The organism is Saccharopolyspora tripterygii (assembly GCF_054778355.1).
In genome coordinates, this window is sequence record NZ_BAAGZP010000034.1 from 22344 (window position 1) to 38358 (window position 16015).

General features: G+C 68.9%; 14 protein-coding genes. 9 read left to right on the forward strand and 5 right to left on the reverse strand.

Translation table 11 applies throughout. The features are described from left to right. The first annotated feature begins 347 nt into the window (after positions 1-347). The 5 genes from ACYVF3_RS23950 (at position 348) to ACYVF3_RS23970 (ending at position 3343) form a co-directional block, all read left to right on the forward strand. Positions 348-590: a hypothetical protein gene (locus tag ACYVF3_RS23950; RefSeq protein WP_461156503.1), complete on the forward strand. Its 243-nt coding sequence runs from the start codon at positions 348-350 to the stop codon at positions 588-590. Next, positions 587-1102 (forward strand): DUF6879 family protein, encoded by a 516-nt coding sequence (locus tag ACYVF3_RS23955; protein ID WP_461156504.1) that lies wholly within the window; start codon positions 587-589, stop codon positions 1100-1102. Before ACYVF3_RS23950 ends, ACYVF3_RS23955 begins: the two co-directional genes overlap by 4 nt. Further along, positions 1089-1940 carry a helix-turn-helix domain-containing protein gene (locus tag ACYVF3_RS23960; protein WP_461156505.1) on the forward strand — a complete coding sequence of 284 codons (852 nt, stop codon included), beginning with the start codon at positions 1089-1091 and terminating at the stop codon, positions 1938-1940. The genes ACYVF3_RS23955 and ACYVF3_RS23960 overlap by 14 nt, the downstream gene beginning before the upstream one ends. Before the next feature lie 282 nt (positions 1941-2222). Then, positions 2223-2456 carry a hypothetical protein gene (locus ACYVF3_RS23965; protein WP_461156506.1) on the forward strand — a complete coding sequence of 78 codons (234 nt, stop codon included), beginning with the start codon at positions 2223-2225 and terminating at the stop codon, positions 2454-2456. Beyond that, positions 2453-3343 carry a serine hydrolase gene (locus ACYVF3_RS23970; RefSeq protein WP_461156507.1) on the forward strand — a complete coding sequence of 297 codons (891 nt, stop codon included), beginning with the start codon at positions 2453-2455 and terminating at the stop codon, positions 3341-3343. Before ACYVF3_RS23965 ends, ACYVF3_RS23970 begins: the two co-directional genes overlap by 4 nt. Here the strand turns inward: ACYVF3_RS23970 and ACYVF3_RS23975 are convergent. The 4 genes from ACYVF3_RS23975 to ACYVF3_RS23990 all read right to left on the reverse strand — a co-directional run bounded on the left by ACYVF3_RS23975 (position 3304) and on the right by ACYVF3_RS23990 (position 8210). Continuing rightward, positions 3304-4338 (reverse strand): terpene synthase family protein, encoded by a 1035-nt coding sequence (locus ACYVF3_RS23975; protein WP_461156508.1) that lies wholly within the window; start codon positions 4336-4338, stop codon positions 3304-3306. The two genes, ACYVF3_RS23970 and ACYVF3_RS23975, sit on opposite strands and share 40 nt — an antisense overlap. Beyond that, positions 4323-5483: a terpene synthase family protein gene (locus ACYVF3_RS23980; RefSeq protein WP_461156509.1), complete on the reverse strand. Its 1161-nt coding sequence runs from the start codon at positions 5481-5483 to the stop codon at positions 4323-4325. The genes ACYVF3_RS23975 and ACYVF3_RS23980 overlap by 16 nt, the downstream gene beginning before the upstream one ends. Before the next feature lie 131 nt (positions 5484-5614). Next, complete coding sequence (locus tag ACYVF3_RS23985) at positions 5615-7213, reverse strand: amidohydrolase (protein ID WP_461156510.1); 1599 nt, start codon at positions 7211-7213, stop codon at positions 5615-5617. 160 nt (positions 7214-7373) lie between these two features. Then, entirely contained in the window at positions 7374-8210 is an 837-nt protein-coding gene (locus ACYVF3_RS23990; protein WP_461156511.1) for a hypothetical protein, read from the reverse strand. 506 nt (positions 8211-8716) lie between these two features. Between ACYVF3_RS23990 and ACYVF3_RS23995 the strand changes: the two genes are divergently transcribed. The 3 genes from ACYVF3_RS23995 (at position 8717) to ACYVF3_RS24005 (ending at position 11546) form a co-directional block, all read left to right on the forward strand. Beyond that, positions 8717-9910: a Glu/Leu/Phe/Val family dehydrogenase gene (locus ACYVF3_RS23995; RefSeq protein WP_461156512.1), complete on the forward strand. Its 1194-nt coding sequence runs from the start codon at positions 8717-8719 to the stop codon at positions 9908-9910. 325 nt (positions 9911-10235) lie between these two features. Then, positions 10236-10439: a cold-shock protein gene (locus tag ACYVF3_RS24000; RefSeq protein ID WP_145739725.1), complete on the forward strand. Its 204-nt coding sequence runs from the start codon at positions 10236-10238 to the stop codon at positions 10437-10439. Between the two features lie 168 nt (positions 10440-10607). After that, a complete protein-coding gene (locus ACYVF3_RS24005; protein ID WP_461156513.1) occupies positions 10608-11546 on the forward strand; it encodes an NAD-dependent epimerase/dehydratase family protein in 939 nt (312 codons plus the stop codon). Between the two features lie 243 nt (positions 11547-11789). Here ACYVF3_RS24005 and ACYVF3_RS24010 read toward each other — a convergent pair whose 3' ends face one another. Beyond that, positions 11790-14654 carry an FAD-binding and (Fe-S)-binding domain-containing protein gene (locus ACYVF3_RS24010; protein ID WP_461156514.1) on the reverse strand — a complete coding sequence of 955 codons (2865 nt, stop codon included), beginning with the start codon at positions 14652-14654 and terminating at the stop codon, positions 11790-11792. Between the two features lie 170 nt (positions 14655-14824). Here ACYVF3_RS24010 and ACYVF3_RS24015 point away from each other — a divergent pair, with 170 nt between their 5' ends. After that, the gene (locus ACYVF3_RS24015; protein ID WP_461156515.1) at positions 14825-16015 is read left to right on the forward strand and encodes a pyridoxal-phosphate-dependent aminotransferase family protein; all 1191 of its coding nucleotides are present in this window, start codon (positions 14825-14827) and stop codon (positions 16013-16015) included.

Genomic DNA, 16015 nt, shown 5'->3' on the forward strand with positions numbered 1-16015 from the left:
ACCCGACCTCTGCCCTCGACAGGGACGGCCTGACACTGCTCGGCACGATCCTCACCGCCCACCGGGTCGAAAGGCCGCCGAGGAGTGCATCTTCTACAACAGCGTCGGCATCGGCGTCCAGGACGCAGCAGCAGCCCTCGCAGTCCTGGGCTTGCTGTGAGATCGATTTGCCCGATGTGAAGGCCTTTCGAGGCGTCAGCCCATCAGTGAGAATTCGGATCAGAGAGCGTGACCGAAAGCTACGCAGCGCATCCACGTGATCAAAATGGGCCCCTGACCGTATCAAACGTTATGCGAGTACGTGAATAGACCTTGTCCGCGTCGATCACCTGCCCAAAGCTTGTCGTATGGAGCTACGCAAGGTGTCCGGCTGCGAGGACAAGACCTGCCCGGCCGTTTACGTATCGGACCTGGGCACGGCAGTGGTTCAGGGCGTCCACGTGCCCGAGGCGGAAGGGCTAGAGTTCGGCGATGGTGAGACGGCTGTGGAGTTGCCCGCCGGAGTCGTTCTGAGTGCGTTTTCCGCCCTACTCGAAAGCCCTGGGGTGCGCCCGGATGACCGACGCCGTCTTATGGAGGCATTGAAGTGATTCTGAGCAGGGACGAGTTCGGCAAGCGGTTCGACGACTACCGGCGGTCCACCTGGCGTTTCGAGTGCCAACCGACCTACACCATGCCGCGCGAGCAGGACGGTATCCGCCGGTGGCGGGCGGGGGAGCCGAAGCCTGCTGACCACAACAGTCGTTGGAACGAGGCCGTCGAGCACATCGTGGCATCGGGCCGCAGCATCGGCCGCGTTCGAGTTGTCTCCCGCCCGCTGACCGAATACCAGCGTTACCAACTTGACTGGGGGATTCCGGGAAACATCGAAGCAGGCGAGGACATCCGGATCCTTGACATGACCGAGCTGGATCTGGACCTACCGGACCAGGACTTCTGGTTCTTCGATGAGTCGCTCGTCGTCCACCTGAACTTCAACCCGGACGGTACGCTCATCGACTTGGAGCAGAGGGAGAACCCAGACCTCGCGCAGTACTTGCAGTGGCGAGACACGGCGCTGGCGCACGCAGTGCTTCTCAGTGAGTGGAATGCTCGAACCTGACTCAGATCAACATCGCAAGGACCTCGCGGACACGCTGAGGCAGTTGCGCCGAGCGGCCGGACTCTCCGGGGAGAGGCTGGCCGCTCGCGCTGCCATGTCGCAGCCCAAGATCAGCCGCATCGAATCCGGCAAGGCGTTGCCCTCCGTCTCGGACGTCGAGCGGATCATGCAGGCGCTGGACGTGCCTGCTGAGATCCGGGCCGAACTTCTCGCGTTGACGCGGTCCGCGAACGTTGAGTACACCTCGCTGCGTTCCTCCGCGCGAATGGGAATCTGGCGGAGCCAAGCCGAGATCAAAGCCTTGGTGGAGACGTCGTCGGTCGTACGCCAGTTCTTGCCCGCCATTCCGTCCGAGCTTATCCAGACACCTGATTACGCGCGTGCTGTGCTCACGCCGGGAGTGGAAGGGCGACCCGCGCGTGACATCGAGCGTGCCGTACAGGCGCGGTTGGAAAGCCAGGAAGCGCTGAACGATGAATCCCGGACGTATCACTTCTTGTTGACCGAACAAGCGGTCCGGTTGAAGCGCGCTGGGAATGAAGTCATGGCGGACCAGCTTCGGCACATGACCGCGATGATGGACCGCTCGAACGTCGATCTGTCGGTACTTCCCAGCTCGGCGCTGGTGAACGCCTCCCAGTTGAACGTTTTCGTCGTCTACGACGATCGCATCGTGCTCACGGAGGTCTTCGCGGGCGAGGTAGCGCTCCGCGATTACCGGGACGTCTCCTACCACTTGAGCATCTTCGACCATTTTCGGGACCGGGCTTTTTCGGGAAGTTCCGCTCGGCGGATTCTGAATTCTGTGGCCGACGAGTTTATGCGAGGTCCTGACTAGAACTGGAATTGCGGTTCTCGCTGCGTCTAATTTCGCTGCATGGTGATGTTGAGCGAGGGGCGGCCTGATGCCGAAAAGCCCCCGAGGTCGTCGGCGGGATGCGAAACGCGCGGGCGCACCGCGGTTCTCGTCGACGGGCGCAGCTGGTTGGTGTGCCCGGTCGGTGGGCCGGCCTGCTTCCGGGTCGCCGCGGACATGGATCAGATCGCGAGGGACGCTGTCGACTTCCACGCTGAGAACCATTTCCTGGCGTGCGGCTGCTCGTCCTGCGGGCGGTGAGCGATGGCCCGCATCCCGTGCCAGTGGTTGTTCCTCGGCGGGTTCACCTTCCGATGGGGGAGGGGAGACCCGGCGATCGACGTGCTGCGGGGCGACACGGGTCCCGTGCACGGCAACGGCCGGCGAGTCGCCGTGATCCCCGTCGATCGGTCGTGGAAGGACGTCCAAGACCTGCAGCAACGAGCCCGGTCCTGGTTGCGGGCCACTGCGGTGAAGCGGGCCGGGGTCCGCGAGTGACGTCGCTCGGTGTGCTTTCCTTGGCGGGCGAGGACGGCGTTGAGGAGGTTGTGCGGGTGGGGTACGCGGCGAGGTTCGAGGCAGGGCTGGCGGAACTGGAACTTCCCGGACGCGTGGGCATCGCGAGCTGGGACCTCCGCGAGAACGCGCCGGTGCTGCGGGGAGCGGAGGTCGAGGTGCACTCGGCCAGCACCATCAAGGTCCTGGTGATGATCACCGCGTTGCGGGCCGTCGCCGACGGGCGCTCGAACCTCGACGAGCTGGTGCAGCTCCCGCCCGAGCGCACCCGGGGCACCGGTGTGCTGTTCGAGATGCCGAGCGTGCCCGCGATCTCGCTGCGCGACCTGATCAACCTGATGATCGTGGTCAGCGACAACGCCGCCACCAACGCCGTCATCGACCAGGTGGGGTTCCGCGCGATCGCCGAGTGCACATCGGACCTGGGCTGCACCGGAACCCGGATCGAGCGGCACATCATGGACACCGAGGCTCCCGGCGTCCTTCGGACCACCGCGCTCGACCAGGCCCGCGTCCTGGCCGCCCTCGCGGAGGGTGAGGCGCTGCCGCCGGAACTCGCCGAGCACGCCCTGGCGGTGCTGTCACGGCAGCAGGTCGTCGACCGAATCCCGTTGCTGCTGCCCGAGAACGCGCGCTGCTGGAACAAGACCGGCGAGATCAAGGGGCTGCGGCACGACGTCGCGCTGCTGAGCACCGACGACACCCCGCAGGTGGTGCTGGCCGTGCTCGTCGACCAGCTCACCGACCCGGTGTCCAACAAGGGCTACCGAGGCGGCGATGGCGTCGAGGCCATCGCCGCCATCGGAGAAGCCGCGTGGCGAGCGATGGTTCAGCCGAACACCGGGTTCCACGGAACCGAAGGCGCGTAGAGCGAGCGGATCCCGCTCATCGGCACGTTGTGGCGGAGCTCGGTGTCCCGGTACCGGGCGACCTGCTGGTGCCAGTTGAGGATGCCTGCGAGCCAGTCCTTGAGCTCCTCGGCGTGCTCGTTCAACGCCTCCTGAGCCTCCGGCGACACCTGCCGCTCCTCGTACAGGACGGGCAGCTCCACGTCGACGACGTGCCGGAACTGCTCCATCCGAGCGTTGAACAGCCCGTGCACGATCTCGAAGGCGCGGTCGGCGTCGCAGTCCAGGAAGTTCTGCACCACCAGGACCGCGTTGTGCACCTCGCCCTCGAACTCGATCTCCTTGCGGTAGGAGAAGACGTCGTTGAGCATCGTCGCGCAGTCGATCGCCGAGTTCTCCAGGTTCTGCACCGCGCGCGTCTCGTACAGCTCCGGAGGCACCACGTCGCCGTGGGCGAAGCGGGCCAGGCTGATCGTCATGTCCGAACCGAAGGTGGCGCGGCGCATCTCGACGTAGTCCACCGGATCCGGAACGTGGTTGAGGACTTGGTTGTCGAGCTCCCACACCCAGCTGTCGATCATCACCTCCACGGCGCTGCGCAGCGACTGCCGTTCCCGGGCGTTCATCGGAGCCGTGGTGCGCCGCCAGAGATCTGCCAGACCGCGCTCCATCATGTTCACCGGCACGATCCCCGGCTCACCGGTGTCGGTCATGACCTGCTTCAGCCGCTCGTTCTGCGCCTTCGCGCCGGTCACGTCCCGGACGTGGCCGTAGCGCTGCGGGTAGAGGTCGTCGCCGTAGGTGCCCCACACCAGCCAGTGCGAGGCGAGGTCGAGCTCCTCGATCGAGGCGTCCGGGTCGAGACCGGCGGCGCACAGCGGCAGGTCGTTGAACCGCACCGCCGCCTCGTCCCACACCGGCGGGGCGTCGGCGAACATCCCCATCTCCCGCGACCAGTCCACCGCGTGCTCGCGCGAGACGTCCAGGTGCGGGCATAAGTTCAGCTCGAACGGCACGTCCAGCTCGGGCCGTCGAACCGAACCGACCGGCTGGAACGGGACCCTGGTGAAGCTCCGAAGTCGCTGCGGCGCAGTCGAAACCAGCGACTTGGCGATGTAGGCGCCCGCGGTTCCCAGGCCCGTCGGGCCGCCCAGGACCGACGAACTGCCCCCGCCCTCGGGGTACCGCCCGGACGCCATGTGCCACTCGTGCCCGCCCGACTGCCAGTCCTGCAGGCCCTTGGCGTAACCCAGCACGGCCAAGCGTCCGACCGGGTCCACCCCGTGCTCGTCAGCAGTCTCGGCACCTCCGTCAGCGCGGTGTGTTCGAACTGGTGCATCCGCGAGGTCAAAAGGTCGTTGACCGTCTCGGCGGCCTCCTGGGTATCGCAGCCGAGGAACCGCTCGAAGACGAGCACGCCGTTGCTCAGCTCGCCCTCGTCGGTGACCTCGCGCTCGTAGGAGAACAGGTCGTTGCGCAGGTGCACCGCGTCGGAGAACGTGTCGCGCAGGACCTTCAGCGGGCGGGTCGCGGCGAGCTCGGCCGGGACCTCCACCCCCACGGCGTGCTCGACCAGGTTCGCCGACCAGGGTGCGCCGCCGACCTTGCGCCGCATCTCGATGTACTCGATGGGGTTGGACAGCCGGTTCTCGCTGATGTTGTGCAGCTCCCACAGGGACTCGTCCAGCAGCGCCGTCGTGCTGCCTGCGAACCGGCGCCGCCAATCGGCGCTCATCGACGGCACCGTGCGGCGCCACAGGTCCGCCAGCCCGGCCTCCACCGGATTGGTCGGCTGCTCGGTGATGTCGCCCTCCACCGGCATGAACATCCGCAACCGGTCGAGGTGCTCGCGCGCGGCGGTCAGGTCCGGGTCCCGCTTGTAGAGCTCGACGAAGTGGTCGTCGAAGTAGAAGACCCACACGTACCAGTCGGTGACGAGGTCGAGCTCGTCCCCGTCGCAATCGGGGTGGGTGTAGGCGCAGAGCAGGGCGTAGTCGTCGCGGTCGAGGTCGGCTTCGGACCAGATCTCCTTGCCCTGCTGCGGAACGTCGATCATCTCCATCTGGCGCGCCCAGGTCTTGCTGTGCTCTCTCGCGCGCTGCAGGTTCGGGTTCAGCCGGGCGGGGTAGGACAGGTAGAAGTCGGGCAGTCGGAACGACATGGGTCAGCGGCCTCCCAGAGGTGTGCACCGTCGCTCGCTGACGGAACCAGTGACTCGGCCCGCCGCCAATGCTTCGCCCCGATCGGCACACGATCGGGCTGCGACATCGCCCGCCCGGCCCATCGCCGAGATCACCGCTGGTGCACGAACTCCCCGTCGACCATGGTCAGATCCACCTCGCAGCCGCTGATCTCCTCCTGCGGCAGGGCGAACGGGTCGGCGTCGAGGACCACCAGGTCCGCGGCCTTGCCGACCTCAACGGTCCCGGTCTCGTGCTCCACGTGGTTCACCCAGGCGCCTCCGGCCGTGTAGGCGGCCAGCGCGTCGACGAGGTCGAGCGCTTCGCCCGGTTCCAGTGGTTCGTCCGACCCGGGCTCGCAGCGGTTGACGGCCGCGTGCACGCCGAGCATCGGATCGGCCTCCGAGACCGGCCAGTCGCTGCCGGCCGCGAGCACCGCCCCAGCGGCGCGCAGGGAGCGGAACGGGTACTGCCAGGACGCGCGGGTGTGGCCGAGCTTGGGTGTGGTCAGCTCGGTCATCGCGGCGTCGTTGACCGCCCAGCGCGGCTGGATGGTCGCCGCCACGTCGAGCTCGCGGAACCGTGCGATGTCACCCGGGTGCACCACCTGCACGTGGGCGATCTGGTGGCGCAGCTCCGGCCCGTTGCCGGCGACCGCGTCGAGCGCGTCGCGCACCGCCCGGTCGCCGACGGCGTGGAGGTGCAGCTGGAAGCCCTCGGCGGTCAGCCGCGGCACTGCCTCCGCCAGCTCCTCCGGCGACACGAACGACAGCCCGCGCCCGTCGGGACCGAGGTAGGGCAACCGGAGCGCGGCGGTGGCGTTCTCGCAGACGCCGTCCTGCATGATCTTCACCGTCTCGGCGCGGAACCGTCGTCCCCGCGCGCGCTCGCGGCGTTCGAGGAGATCGGGGACCTGTTCGACGCCCCGGTCGCGGTCCCACCACAGCGCCCCGCGCACCTTGCCGGTCAGCAGCCCGCGCTCGTCGGCCGCCAGGTAGGTCGGCAGCAGGTCGTCGTAGCCGAGGTAGCTGCCGATGATGGCGTCGTGCCAGGAGGTCACCCCGCGCGCGTGCAGGTGGCGCTGTCCCTCCGCGAGGGCGTCGAGGTACTGGGCGGAGTCGGCCACCGGGAGCACGTGCTCCATCAACCGGGTGGCGCCCTCGTGCAGCGTTCCGTCCGGGCGTCCCGCCGGATCGCGTTCGATGCGCCCGTCCGGCGGATCGGGCGTGTGCCGGTCGATGCCCGCCAAGCGCAGGGCCACCGAGTTCACCCAGGCGCCGTGGTGATCGCGGTTGACGAGGTAGGCGGGGCGGTCCCCGGTCACCGAATCCAGCGCCCGCCGCGTCGGAGTCCCGCCGGGGAACTGCGCCATGTCCCAGCCGCCGCCCAGCAGCCACGGGGAATCGGGGAACGCGGTGAGGTGCTCGGCGATCAGCCGGAGGCAATCGGCCCCGTCGGTGGCCGTCGACAGGTCGCAGCGCAACCGGAGCATCCCGCCGTAGACCGGGTGGACGTGCGCGTCGTGGAACCCGGGCAGCAGCAGCCGCCCACCGAGCTCGACGACCGCCGCGCGAGGGCCCATCTGCTCCCGCACCTGGGCGTCGCCGAGGGCCGCGATCCGGCCTCCGCGCACCAGCACGGCATCGGTGAACGAGCGCGCGGCGTCCATGGTGGCCACCGGGCCGCCGACGAAGGCCACGTCATCGCGCATGGGGTGATTGTCGCAGGCGCTGCGCGCCGGAGGAGCGGGCCGCGCGGAGCCTTGGGGAGGGTGGGGAAGTTTTCATGAAAACTTCCCCACCCACCATCGTCCGGAAAGGAGGGACGGGAGGAGTCGGCTCGTCCCGAACCGCCTCCTCCCGCCACCGCTGCTACCGACGGTCTCCCGTTATCACCGACACCGCCAGCTCGCGCTGCGGTTCGGAGACCTGCGGGAGGTGAAAGCCCTGCGCTCGGATGTGGTTGAGCAGGTCCGGCTCAGGTGCCACGCCGTGCTGGCGCAGGTAGTAGCCCACCGCGCCCGGCCAGATCCAGCTGCCGTCGGTGTGGAAGGTCATCGGCACCGACGCCGTCCGCTGCGGGTCGATCCGGTCGTTGTCGTAGCTGCGCGCGGCCAGCACGATCGGAGCCTTCTCCAAGTACTCCGCGACGCGGTCGGCCTCGGCGCGACCGATCTCGGCGCGCTCGGTGATCGGGTTGCCCCGGTCGTCGAACACCTCGGCCGTGCGCAGCGACGCCGATGCCGGGGCGGGCTGGGCCTGCGCCGGCTGGGCCGAGGCTCCGGCCAGCCACTGCGGCGTCACCTCGGCGGGGCGCGGGTGCAGGCGCAGTTCCTGGGCGTAGGCCGAAGCCGGGGGCGGCGTCCGCCAGTCCGGCTCGGTGTCGCCGTTGAAGTCGACCGCGAAGCTCCCGGGACGCTGCAGCCGGTAGACCGCGCTGACCCAGGTGCCCCGGTCGGACTGGTACATGCCGCTGCGCAACCGCGCGAAGAGGTCCGCGACCCCGGCCGGCGCGGCCAGCGGGATGGCGCTGCCGTTGGGGGCGATGAGCCGGGAGAGGGTCTCGACGTGGTCGCCGACCGCGCGGTACTCGGTCGTGGACTCCTGCCAGCCGGGAGGCAGCGCACCCACGATCGCTCGGCCGATCTCCTGGATCAGCTGCTGCTGCGAGGCCTCGTCCAGCGAACCCGGCGGGTCAGGTTGACTCATGACTCCCATCCTTCCAGTCGTGCAGCGGGGCGATGCACGCCGTGACCGCGCTCCGAGGCCGTCGGTCCGATCGCGAACGGCGGGCTCCCGAGGGGGCGGTGAAGGCATCACGAGGCCTTCGATCAGAAGCTTAGGACCAACGCGGCCCCGGCGGGGCCAGGTGAGTTGATCTCGTTACGCACCAACCGGATACGCCCGTTTCACGCGCCGACATGCACCCGTTTCGACGCCGTAACGGTTGTCCGAACCGACGATTGTTGACAATCTCAACTCCCCGGCCTTAGCTTCGAGCCATTCGGGCGGATGCGGGAGGTGGTCTTGTGCGAACTGAGTTGAATCTCCTTCCGCGTCCGGCCGGGTCTGCGGACCTTCTCCCCTCGATCAGACCCCTCTTATCCGATATCTGATCGGGCTTCCCGGCTAGCAGGGCGGATCACCGCCCCATCTCGGCATAGCCCCATCACGTTGATCCATCTCGTATGCGCTCTGAAAGGAGGTATTCGCCCATGGGACTCGTAGGCGGCGAACCGCTCATGAAGGTGACCTGGACGGATCCGGTGACGGGGAGCAATGGCTTCCTGGTCGTGCACACCCTGGTATCCGGCCTTGCGACCGGTGGAACCAGGATGCGAGCCGGTTGCACGATGGAAGAGGTCGAGCACCTGGCCCGCGGCATGGCCCGCAAGACCGCGGTGTTCGAGCTGCCCGTGGGCGGAGCCAAGGGCGGAATCGACTGCGACCCCAAGGATCCGCAGGCCGAGGGAGTGCTCCGGCGCTACCTCCACGCGATGCGGCCGTGGTTGGACGCGCACTGGGTGACCGCCGAGGACCTCGGCGTCCCCCAGCACCTGATCGACGAGGCCTTCGAAGAGCTGGGAATGCACCAGTCCTACCACGCGGCGATCCGCCGGGCGCCGGACGCGGAGCGCACGCTGCGCCGGGTCCGGGCCGGGCTCAACGCGCCGGTGCCGGGCGGCCTCCTGCTCGGCGACGTGGTCGGCGGCTACGGCGTGGCGCAGTGCTGCCTGGGCGTCGTGCACTCCCGCTCCTGGGCCGCGCAGGAGACGACGGTCGCGGTGCAGGGCGTGGGCACGATGGGCGGCGGCGCCGCCTTCTACCTGCACGAGGCCGGGCTCAAGGTGGTCTCCCTCGCCGACGCCAAGGGCACGCTCCACCACCCGGACGGCCTGGACGTGCCGGCCCTGCTGGAGGCTCGTGACCGCTTCGGCGAGATCGACCGCGACCAGGTCCCGGCCGACGTGCAGCACCTGCCGCGCGAGGCGGTGCTCTCGCAGCAGGTCGACGTGCTGATCCCGGCGGCGGTCTCCTTCGCCATCGGCACCAACCAGGTGCCGGACGTGACGGCGCGGGTGATCGTCGAGGCGGCCAACAACCCGGTGACGCCCGAGGCCGAGGAGATGCTGGCGACCAAGGGGATCCCGGTCATCCCGGACTTCGTGGCCAACGCCGGAGCCGCTGCCTGGGCCTGGTGGCTGCTGCTGGGCCGGGTCGACGCCGACCCCGTGCTGTCCTTCCAGGTGCTGCGTGAGGAGATGCTCGCCAAGATCCCGCTGCTGCTGGCGGCGTGGGACACCGAGGGGCACACCCCGCGCGACGCGGCCCTGATGCTGGCCGAGCAGCGCACCGAGCAGAACAGGGTCGCCGAGGAGAGCGGGGAGGCGCTGCTGAGCATCCCGTGATGAGCGGCCTCGTCGGGGTCCCCGGGTCGTACGACCCGGGGACCCCGTCTTGCGTCCAGACGTGTGAACCGCGTGAAAAGGCCTGCGGTGGACCGGATACCGTCTCATGTTGACTGCCTGCAATCAACGTGTGACAACCCGCAACCGTGGTGCTAGCGTGACTTCTGGTTGCGGTTTTGGTCCTTGCAGTGCTGGGAAAGCGCCTGCCAGAACGCAGGCGCTTTTTTCGTGCCGTGGTGCGGCTCGGCGGGCTGCCGGTGACCGGTTCGGCAACCAGGGATCTGCGCAGTGTGGACCCCGGTCAGCAGAAACGGGAGAACAAGGAATGGCTAGCGGTACGGTCAAGTGGTTCAACGCCGAGAAGGGCTACGGGTTCATCACCCCGGACGGTGGTGGCTCTGACGTCTTCGCGCACTACTCCGCCATCGATGCCACCGGGTTCCGCACGCTGGAGGAGAACCAGCGCGTGGAGTTCGAGATCGCCCAGGGACCCAAGGGTCCTCAGGCGGCGGGCATCCGCACGGTCTGAGACTTCCGCGTTCGTCTGCGACGAGTGGCGGCCCGTGGGCGCCGGCCGCCACTCGTCGCAGATGATCTCCCTCTCGCCGATCACCGGCGAGTTTCACCCGATGGGGCAAGGACTCCCGGGGTAGCCTCAGGGCTCGCTGACGTTTGACCAGGTGCGAGGTTTCGGGGAATGCCCCTGCGTGTGGTTGTCGCCGGTGCGACCGGTGTGGTCGGAAGAGCTCTGCTGCCGCTGCTGCGGGAGCGCGGTCATCACGTGACCGCGCTGGGGCGCAGGAGTGACCGACTGGGAGAGCTGTCCGCCGACGAGGTGGTGGCAGCTGATGTGCTCGAACCCGACGCGCTGCGAATACAGCTGCGGCGCAGCGCGCCCGACGTCGTGATCGACCAGACCTCCTCGTTCGGCACCGCGGACCCGCAGGAAGCTCTGCGGCGCACCGCGAAGTTGCGCGAACGCGGCACCAAGAACCTGCTCGACGCCGCGGTCGGCGCCGGAGCCAGGCGGTTCATCGCGCAGGGCATGACCGCCGCCTACCGCCCGCACGGGCACGACGTTCTCGAAGAGGATTCACCGCTGTGGGTGGATGCCCCGGGGAGCTGGGGTGACGTGGTGCGAGCGCTCGCCTCCATGGAGGAGGAGCTGTTCACCCGGACCGGCATCGAGGGCGTGTCGCTCCGCTACGGCGCGCTGTACGGACCGGACACCCACTACGCGCCCGGTGGCGACGTGCACGCGCGCGTCGTCGGCAGCGAGTTGCCGCTCGTCGGCGATGGTGTCGGGCTCACGTCGTTCACCCACGTCGACGACGCGGCCGGGGTGATCCTGGAACTGCTGGAGGGCGGCGACCCCGGCGCCTACAACGTGGTCGACAACGAGCCCGCCGAGTCCAGCGAGTGGCTGCCCGCCTACGCGAGGATGGCCGACGCTCCCGCTCCGGTGGCGCTGACCGCGGCGCAGGCGAAGTCGCAGTTGGACTGGTTGACGGTGCACCAGCTCGCCGAGCAGCGCGGAGCCAGCAACTTCCGGCTCCGCGAGACCCTCGGCTGGAAACCCACCTGGCCGAGCTGGCGCGAGGGCTTCGCCTCCCTCTTCGGCCTCTGGCCGGGCTGACCGGCACCAGTCCCAGACCCGACCATCCGACCTGCGCCGTGCTCGGCAGTTCCCAGTTTTAGTCCTAACTGAGTGGACATTTCGGGCACGAAAGCCCCTCGGTTTGGACTAAAACTGGGATTTCCGGGGGTGGTCCTCGCGGCGGCTTGCTCGACGGTGGGCAGTTTTGGTCTGAACTGTCCGGGCAAAAGGGACATTGATCATGGACGGTTCGGACCAAAACCGTCACCGGCCGCGGTCCCGTCACCCGAAGAGGGCGTCGTGGAGGAGTTCCACCGGATGCTTGGCCTCTCGGCCCGTTCCGTGGGCGACCTGCTGGCGGCAGGAGACCCCCGTCGCGGCGATCGTCGCGTCCGGTGCGCTCTCGACGGACGGGAACAGGCGCTGGCCGCCGATGGTCATGGACAGCTCGTAGTGCTCGGTCTCGAACCCGAACGACCCCGCCATGCCGCAGCAGCCCGCGTCGAGCACCTCGACCTCCGAGAGATGATCCAGCAGCCGCGCCGATGACGCCGTGCCCAGCACGGCCTTCTGGTGGCAGTGGGCGTGGAACAGCGTCTTCGCTGGTCCCGGGCGCGGCTTCAAGGTGCCGTCCTCCAGTGCTTCCAGCAGCAGGTCCTCGACCAGGCTCGCGCTCGCGGCCACCCGCGAGTCGCCCAGCAACTTCGGGTGCTCGTCGCGCAGCGTCGAGACGCACGACGGCTCGCAGCCGACGATCGGCACGCCGCGCTCGGCCTCCGGCGCCAGCTCGTCGACCAGCTTCGCGGCGACCACCTTGGCGCGCGGGAGCAGCCCTTTGGAGATCTGCGGACGAGCGCAGCACACCCCCGATTCGACCCGCACCTGCCAGCCGGCGTGTTCGAGGAGCCGGATCGCCGCCCGCCCGATGGCGGGCTCGGTGTGGCTGGTGAACGAGTCGGCGAGGAACACCACCTCACCTCGTTCACCCGGGGTGACCCCGGCAGCGGTCGGAGTGGCGGGGCGGGACCGGTTCCACCGCACGAGGTCGTCGCGGCGGAAGCGCGGCAGCGGCCGCCGGCTGTCGATCCCGGCGATCCGCTGCATCAGCGCGCGCACCGGGCGCGGCCGGGCGAGCAGGTTCGACAGCGGCGCGGCCACCGCGCCCAGCCGGTAGAGCCGCCGTGTGGCGCCGAAGATCCGCGAGCGCAGGTCGGTCCCGTGCTGCTCGTGGCGGTGGGCGAGCGCTTCGCTCTTGAGCGTGGCCATGTCCACCGACATGGGGCACTCGTGCTGGCACGCCTTGCACTCCAGGCACAGGTCGAGGACTTCGGTGAGCCGCTCGCCGCCCAGCGCCGCCTTCGGGTCGGGCTCCGAGAGCGCGAGCACCAGCGCGTTCGCGCGGCCCCGGGTGGAGTGCTCCTCGTCGCGGGTGGCCATGAAGGAGGGGCACATCGCGCCGCCGGAGGTCTCGGGCTTGCGGCAGGCGCCGATGCGCTGGCAGCGCTCGGCTTCGCCCCGCATCCCGCCGTAGCGGGTGAAGTCGAAGTGCGTCTCGACGGGTGCGGCCACGGGGATCGTGGGTTCGCGCAGGTTCTCGGTCATCGGCGGGGCGTCCACGATCTTGCCGGGATTCATGATGCCGGACGGGTCGAAGAGGGCTTTGACCCCGCGCATCGCCTCGTACACGGTGTCGCCGAAGATCTTCCGGTTGAACTCGCTGCGCGCGTAGCCGTCCCCGTGCTCGCTGGAGTTCACCCCGCCGTAGGACAGCGCGAGGTCGCAGACCTCTTCGGCGACCTCGCGCATGGTGGCGACCTGATCGGGACGGGTGAGGTCCATGAAGGGGCGCACGTGCAGGCACCCGGCCGAGGCGTGCCCGTAGAACCCGGCGCGCAACCCGTGGTCGTCGAGGATCTTGGCGAACCGGGTCGTGTACTCGGTCAGGTGTTCCGGGGGCACGGCGGTGTCCTCGACGAAGGCCACCGACCGCTCGGTGGAGTTGCCCGCGGCCATGAGCAGTCCTAGCCCGGACTTGCGCAGCGCGCGCAGCGGCGTGAGCTCCGCGTCGGTGGAGGCCAGCCGTGTCGCGTACCCGTGTCCTTCGCTGCGCCACGCGTCGACGAGTTCCGCGGCACCGGCGCGGGCCTCCTCGACGGTGTCGCCGTAGAACTCGGCGAACATCAGCGCGCGCGGATCTCCTTCCAGCGCACCGAAGAGGTGCCTGTGCTCGGGCGATCGCCGGGCGAGGTCGAGGATGAAGTTGTCCACCATCTCGATCCCGGCGGCCCCGGTGCGCATCGCCGCGTCGGTGCCCGCGATGCAGGCGGGCGTGGAGTCGAAGTGCCCCACGACCATGACGGTGGCCCGGGGCTTGGGCGTGAGCCGGACGGTCGCTTCGGTCACGGTGACCAGCGTTCCCTCGGAGCCGACGACGAACTTCGCGAGGTCGAACGGGCCCTCGGCGAGCCGGTCGAGCCGGTAACCTCCTGCGCGCCGCCAGAACTGCCGGCTCTGCTCGGCCAGGCCGGGTCGTGCTGATCCGACGATCTCGGGCAACCGCTGGTGGATCCGGCCGAGAAGACCGTCCGAAGTGGAGGGATTACCAAGTCCCAGGGATGCCGGAGTCCCATCGGAGAGAACGACTTCCAGGCGTTCGACGTGGTCGATGGTCATCCCGTACCGGGCCGAGCGCGAACCGCACGAGTTGTTGCCGATCATGCCGCCGAGCGTGGCCCGGTTGCTGGTGGAGGTGTCCGGGGCGAAGAACAGCCCGTGCGCGCCGGCCGCGAGGTTGAGCTCGTCCTGCACGAGTCCGGGTTGGACCCGCGCCACCAGGTTCTCCGGATCCAGTTCCAGGATCCGGTTCATGTGCTTGGAGAAGTCCAGCACGACCGCGTCCCCGACGGTCTGCCCGCAGTGGCTGGTCCCGGCGCCGCGGGGGAGGACGGCGACCCCGGCCTGCGAGCACAACCGGACGGTGGTGGCGACGTCCTCGGCGTGACGTGGGAAGACCACGCCCACGGGTCGGACCCGGTACATGCTGGCGTCGGTCGAGTAGAGGTGGCGGGTGTAGTCGTCGAAACGGACGTTGCCGTCCAGGTTTCGGGCGAGTTCGGCGGCGATCCCTGCGGTGGCGGCATTGCGCACTGGGTGTTCCCTCCAGCGTTTTCCAGCCGATTTCACGGCTGTGACCAGCTAGAACCGTTGTCAAGGGGGAAGTGAGCCACTTGACATGATCGGCGTGCTGTCTACAGAATTCAAGCCACCGAGACTTGGTTTTCACATGCCGGAAGAGCGTCCTCACCGTGGAGGAACGAATGTCCGTTGCCAGCAGTCGCCACTTCCTGCAGATCCCGGGACCGACCAACGTGCCCGACCGGGTGCTGCACGCGATCGCCAAGCCCACCATCGACCACCGGGGCCCGGAATTCGCCGACCTCGCCCTGGAGGTCTTCGACAAACTCCGCGCCGTGGTGCGCACTTCCGCCGACGTCGTGATCTACCCGTCCTCGGGAACCGGGGCGTGGGAGGCCGCGCTGGTCAACACGCTCTCGCCCGGCGACGAAGTCCTGATGTGCGAAACCGGGCACTTCTCCGCGCTCTGGTCCGAACTGGCGAGCACCCTCGGACTGCGGCCCGAGACGATCCCGGGGGACTGGCGCAGCGGTGCCGATCCAGGCGCCATCGAGCAGCGGCTGCGCGCCGACTCCGAGCACCGGATCAAGGCGGTCGCGGTGGTGCACAACGAGACCTCCACCGGCGTGGTCAGCGACATCCCGGCGGTGCGCTCAGCCATCGACGCCGCCGACCACCCGGCGTTGCTGCTGGTGGACACGATCTCCTCGCTGGGATCGGTGGACTACCGGCACGACGACTGGGGCGTCGACGTCACCATCAGCTGCTCTCAGAAGGGCCTGATGCTGCCGCCGGGCATCGGGATCAACGCCATCAGCGCCAAAGCGCTTCTGGCGGCGCGGTCCTCGACGCTGCTCAAGTCGTACTGGGACTGGCAGCCGATGCTCGACTCCGGCAAGCAGGGCTACTTCCGCTACACGCCGCCGACGAACCTGCTGTTCGGCCTGCGCGAAGCGCTGTCGATGCTCCTGGAGGAAGGGCTCGACGAGGTCTTCGCCCGGCACCACCGCCACGCCGCCGCGACCCGGGCCGCAGTGGGCGCCTGGGGTCTCGAAGTCCTCTGCCGCGCACCGGGAACCGCGCCCGGGACCCACCGCAGCAGCGCCCTGACGGCGGTGCTGATGCCGCCCGATCACGACGCCGACCACCTGCGCGAGATCATCCTGGACCGCTTCGACACCTCGCTGGGCGCGGGACTGTCGAAGGTGGCCAAGAAGGTGTTCCGCATCGGGCATCTCGGCGCCTTCAACGACGCCACGCTGCTCGGCACGCTCGGCGTGGTCGAAGCAGGTCTCGGGCTGGCGGGCGTCCCGCACCGGCCAGGCGGAGTCACCGCCGCGATCGCCGAGCTGACCGGCAGATCGGGGGAGTGA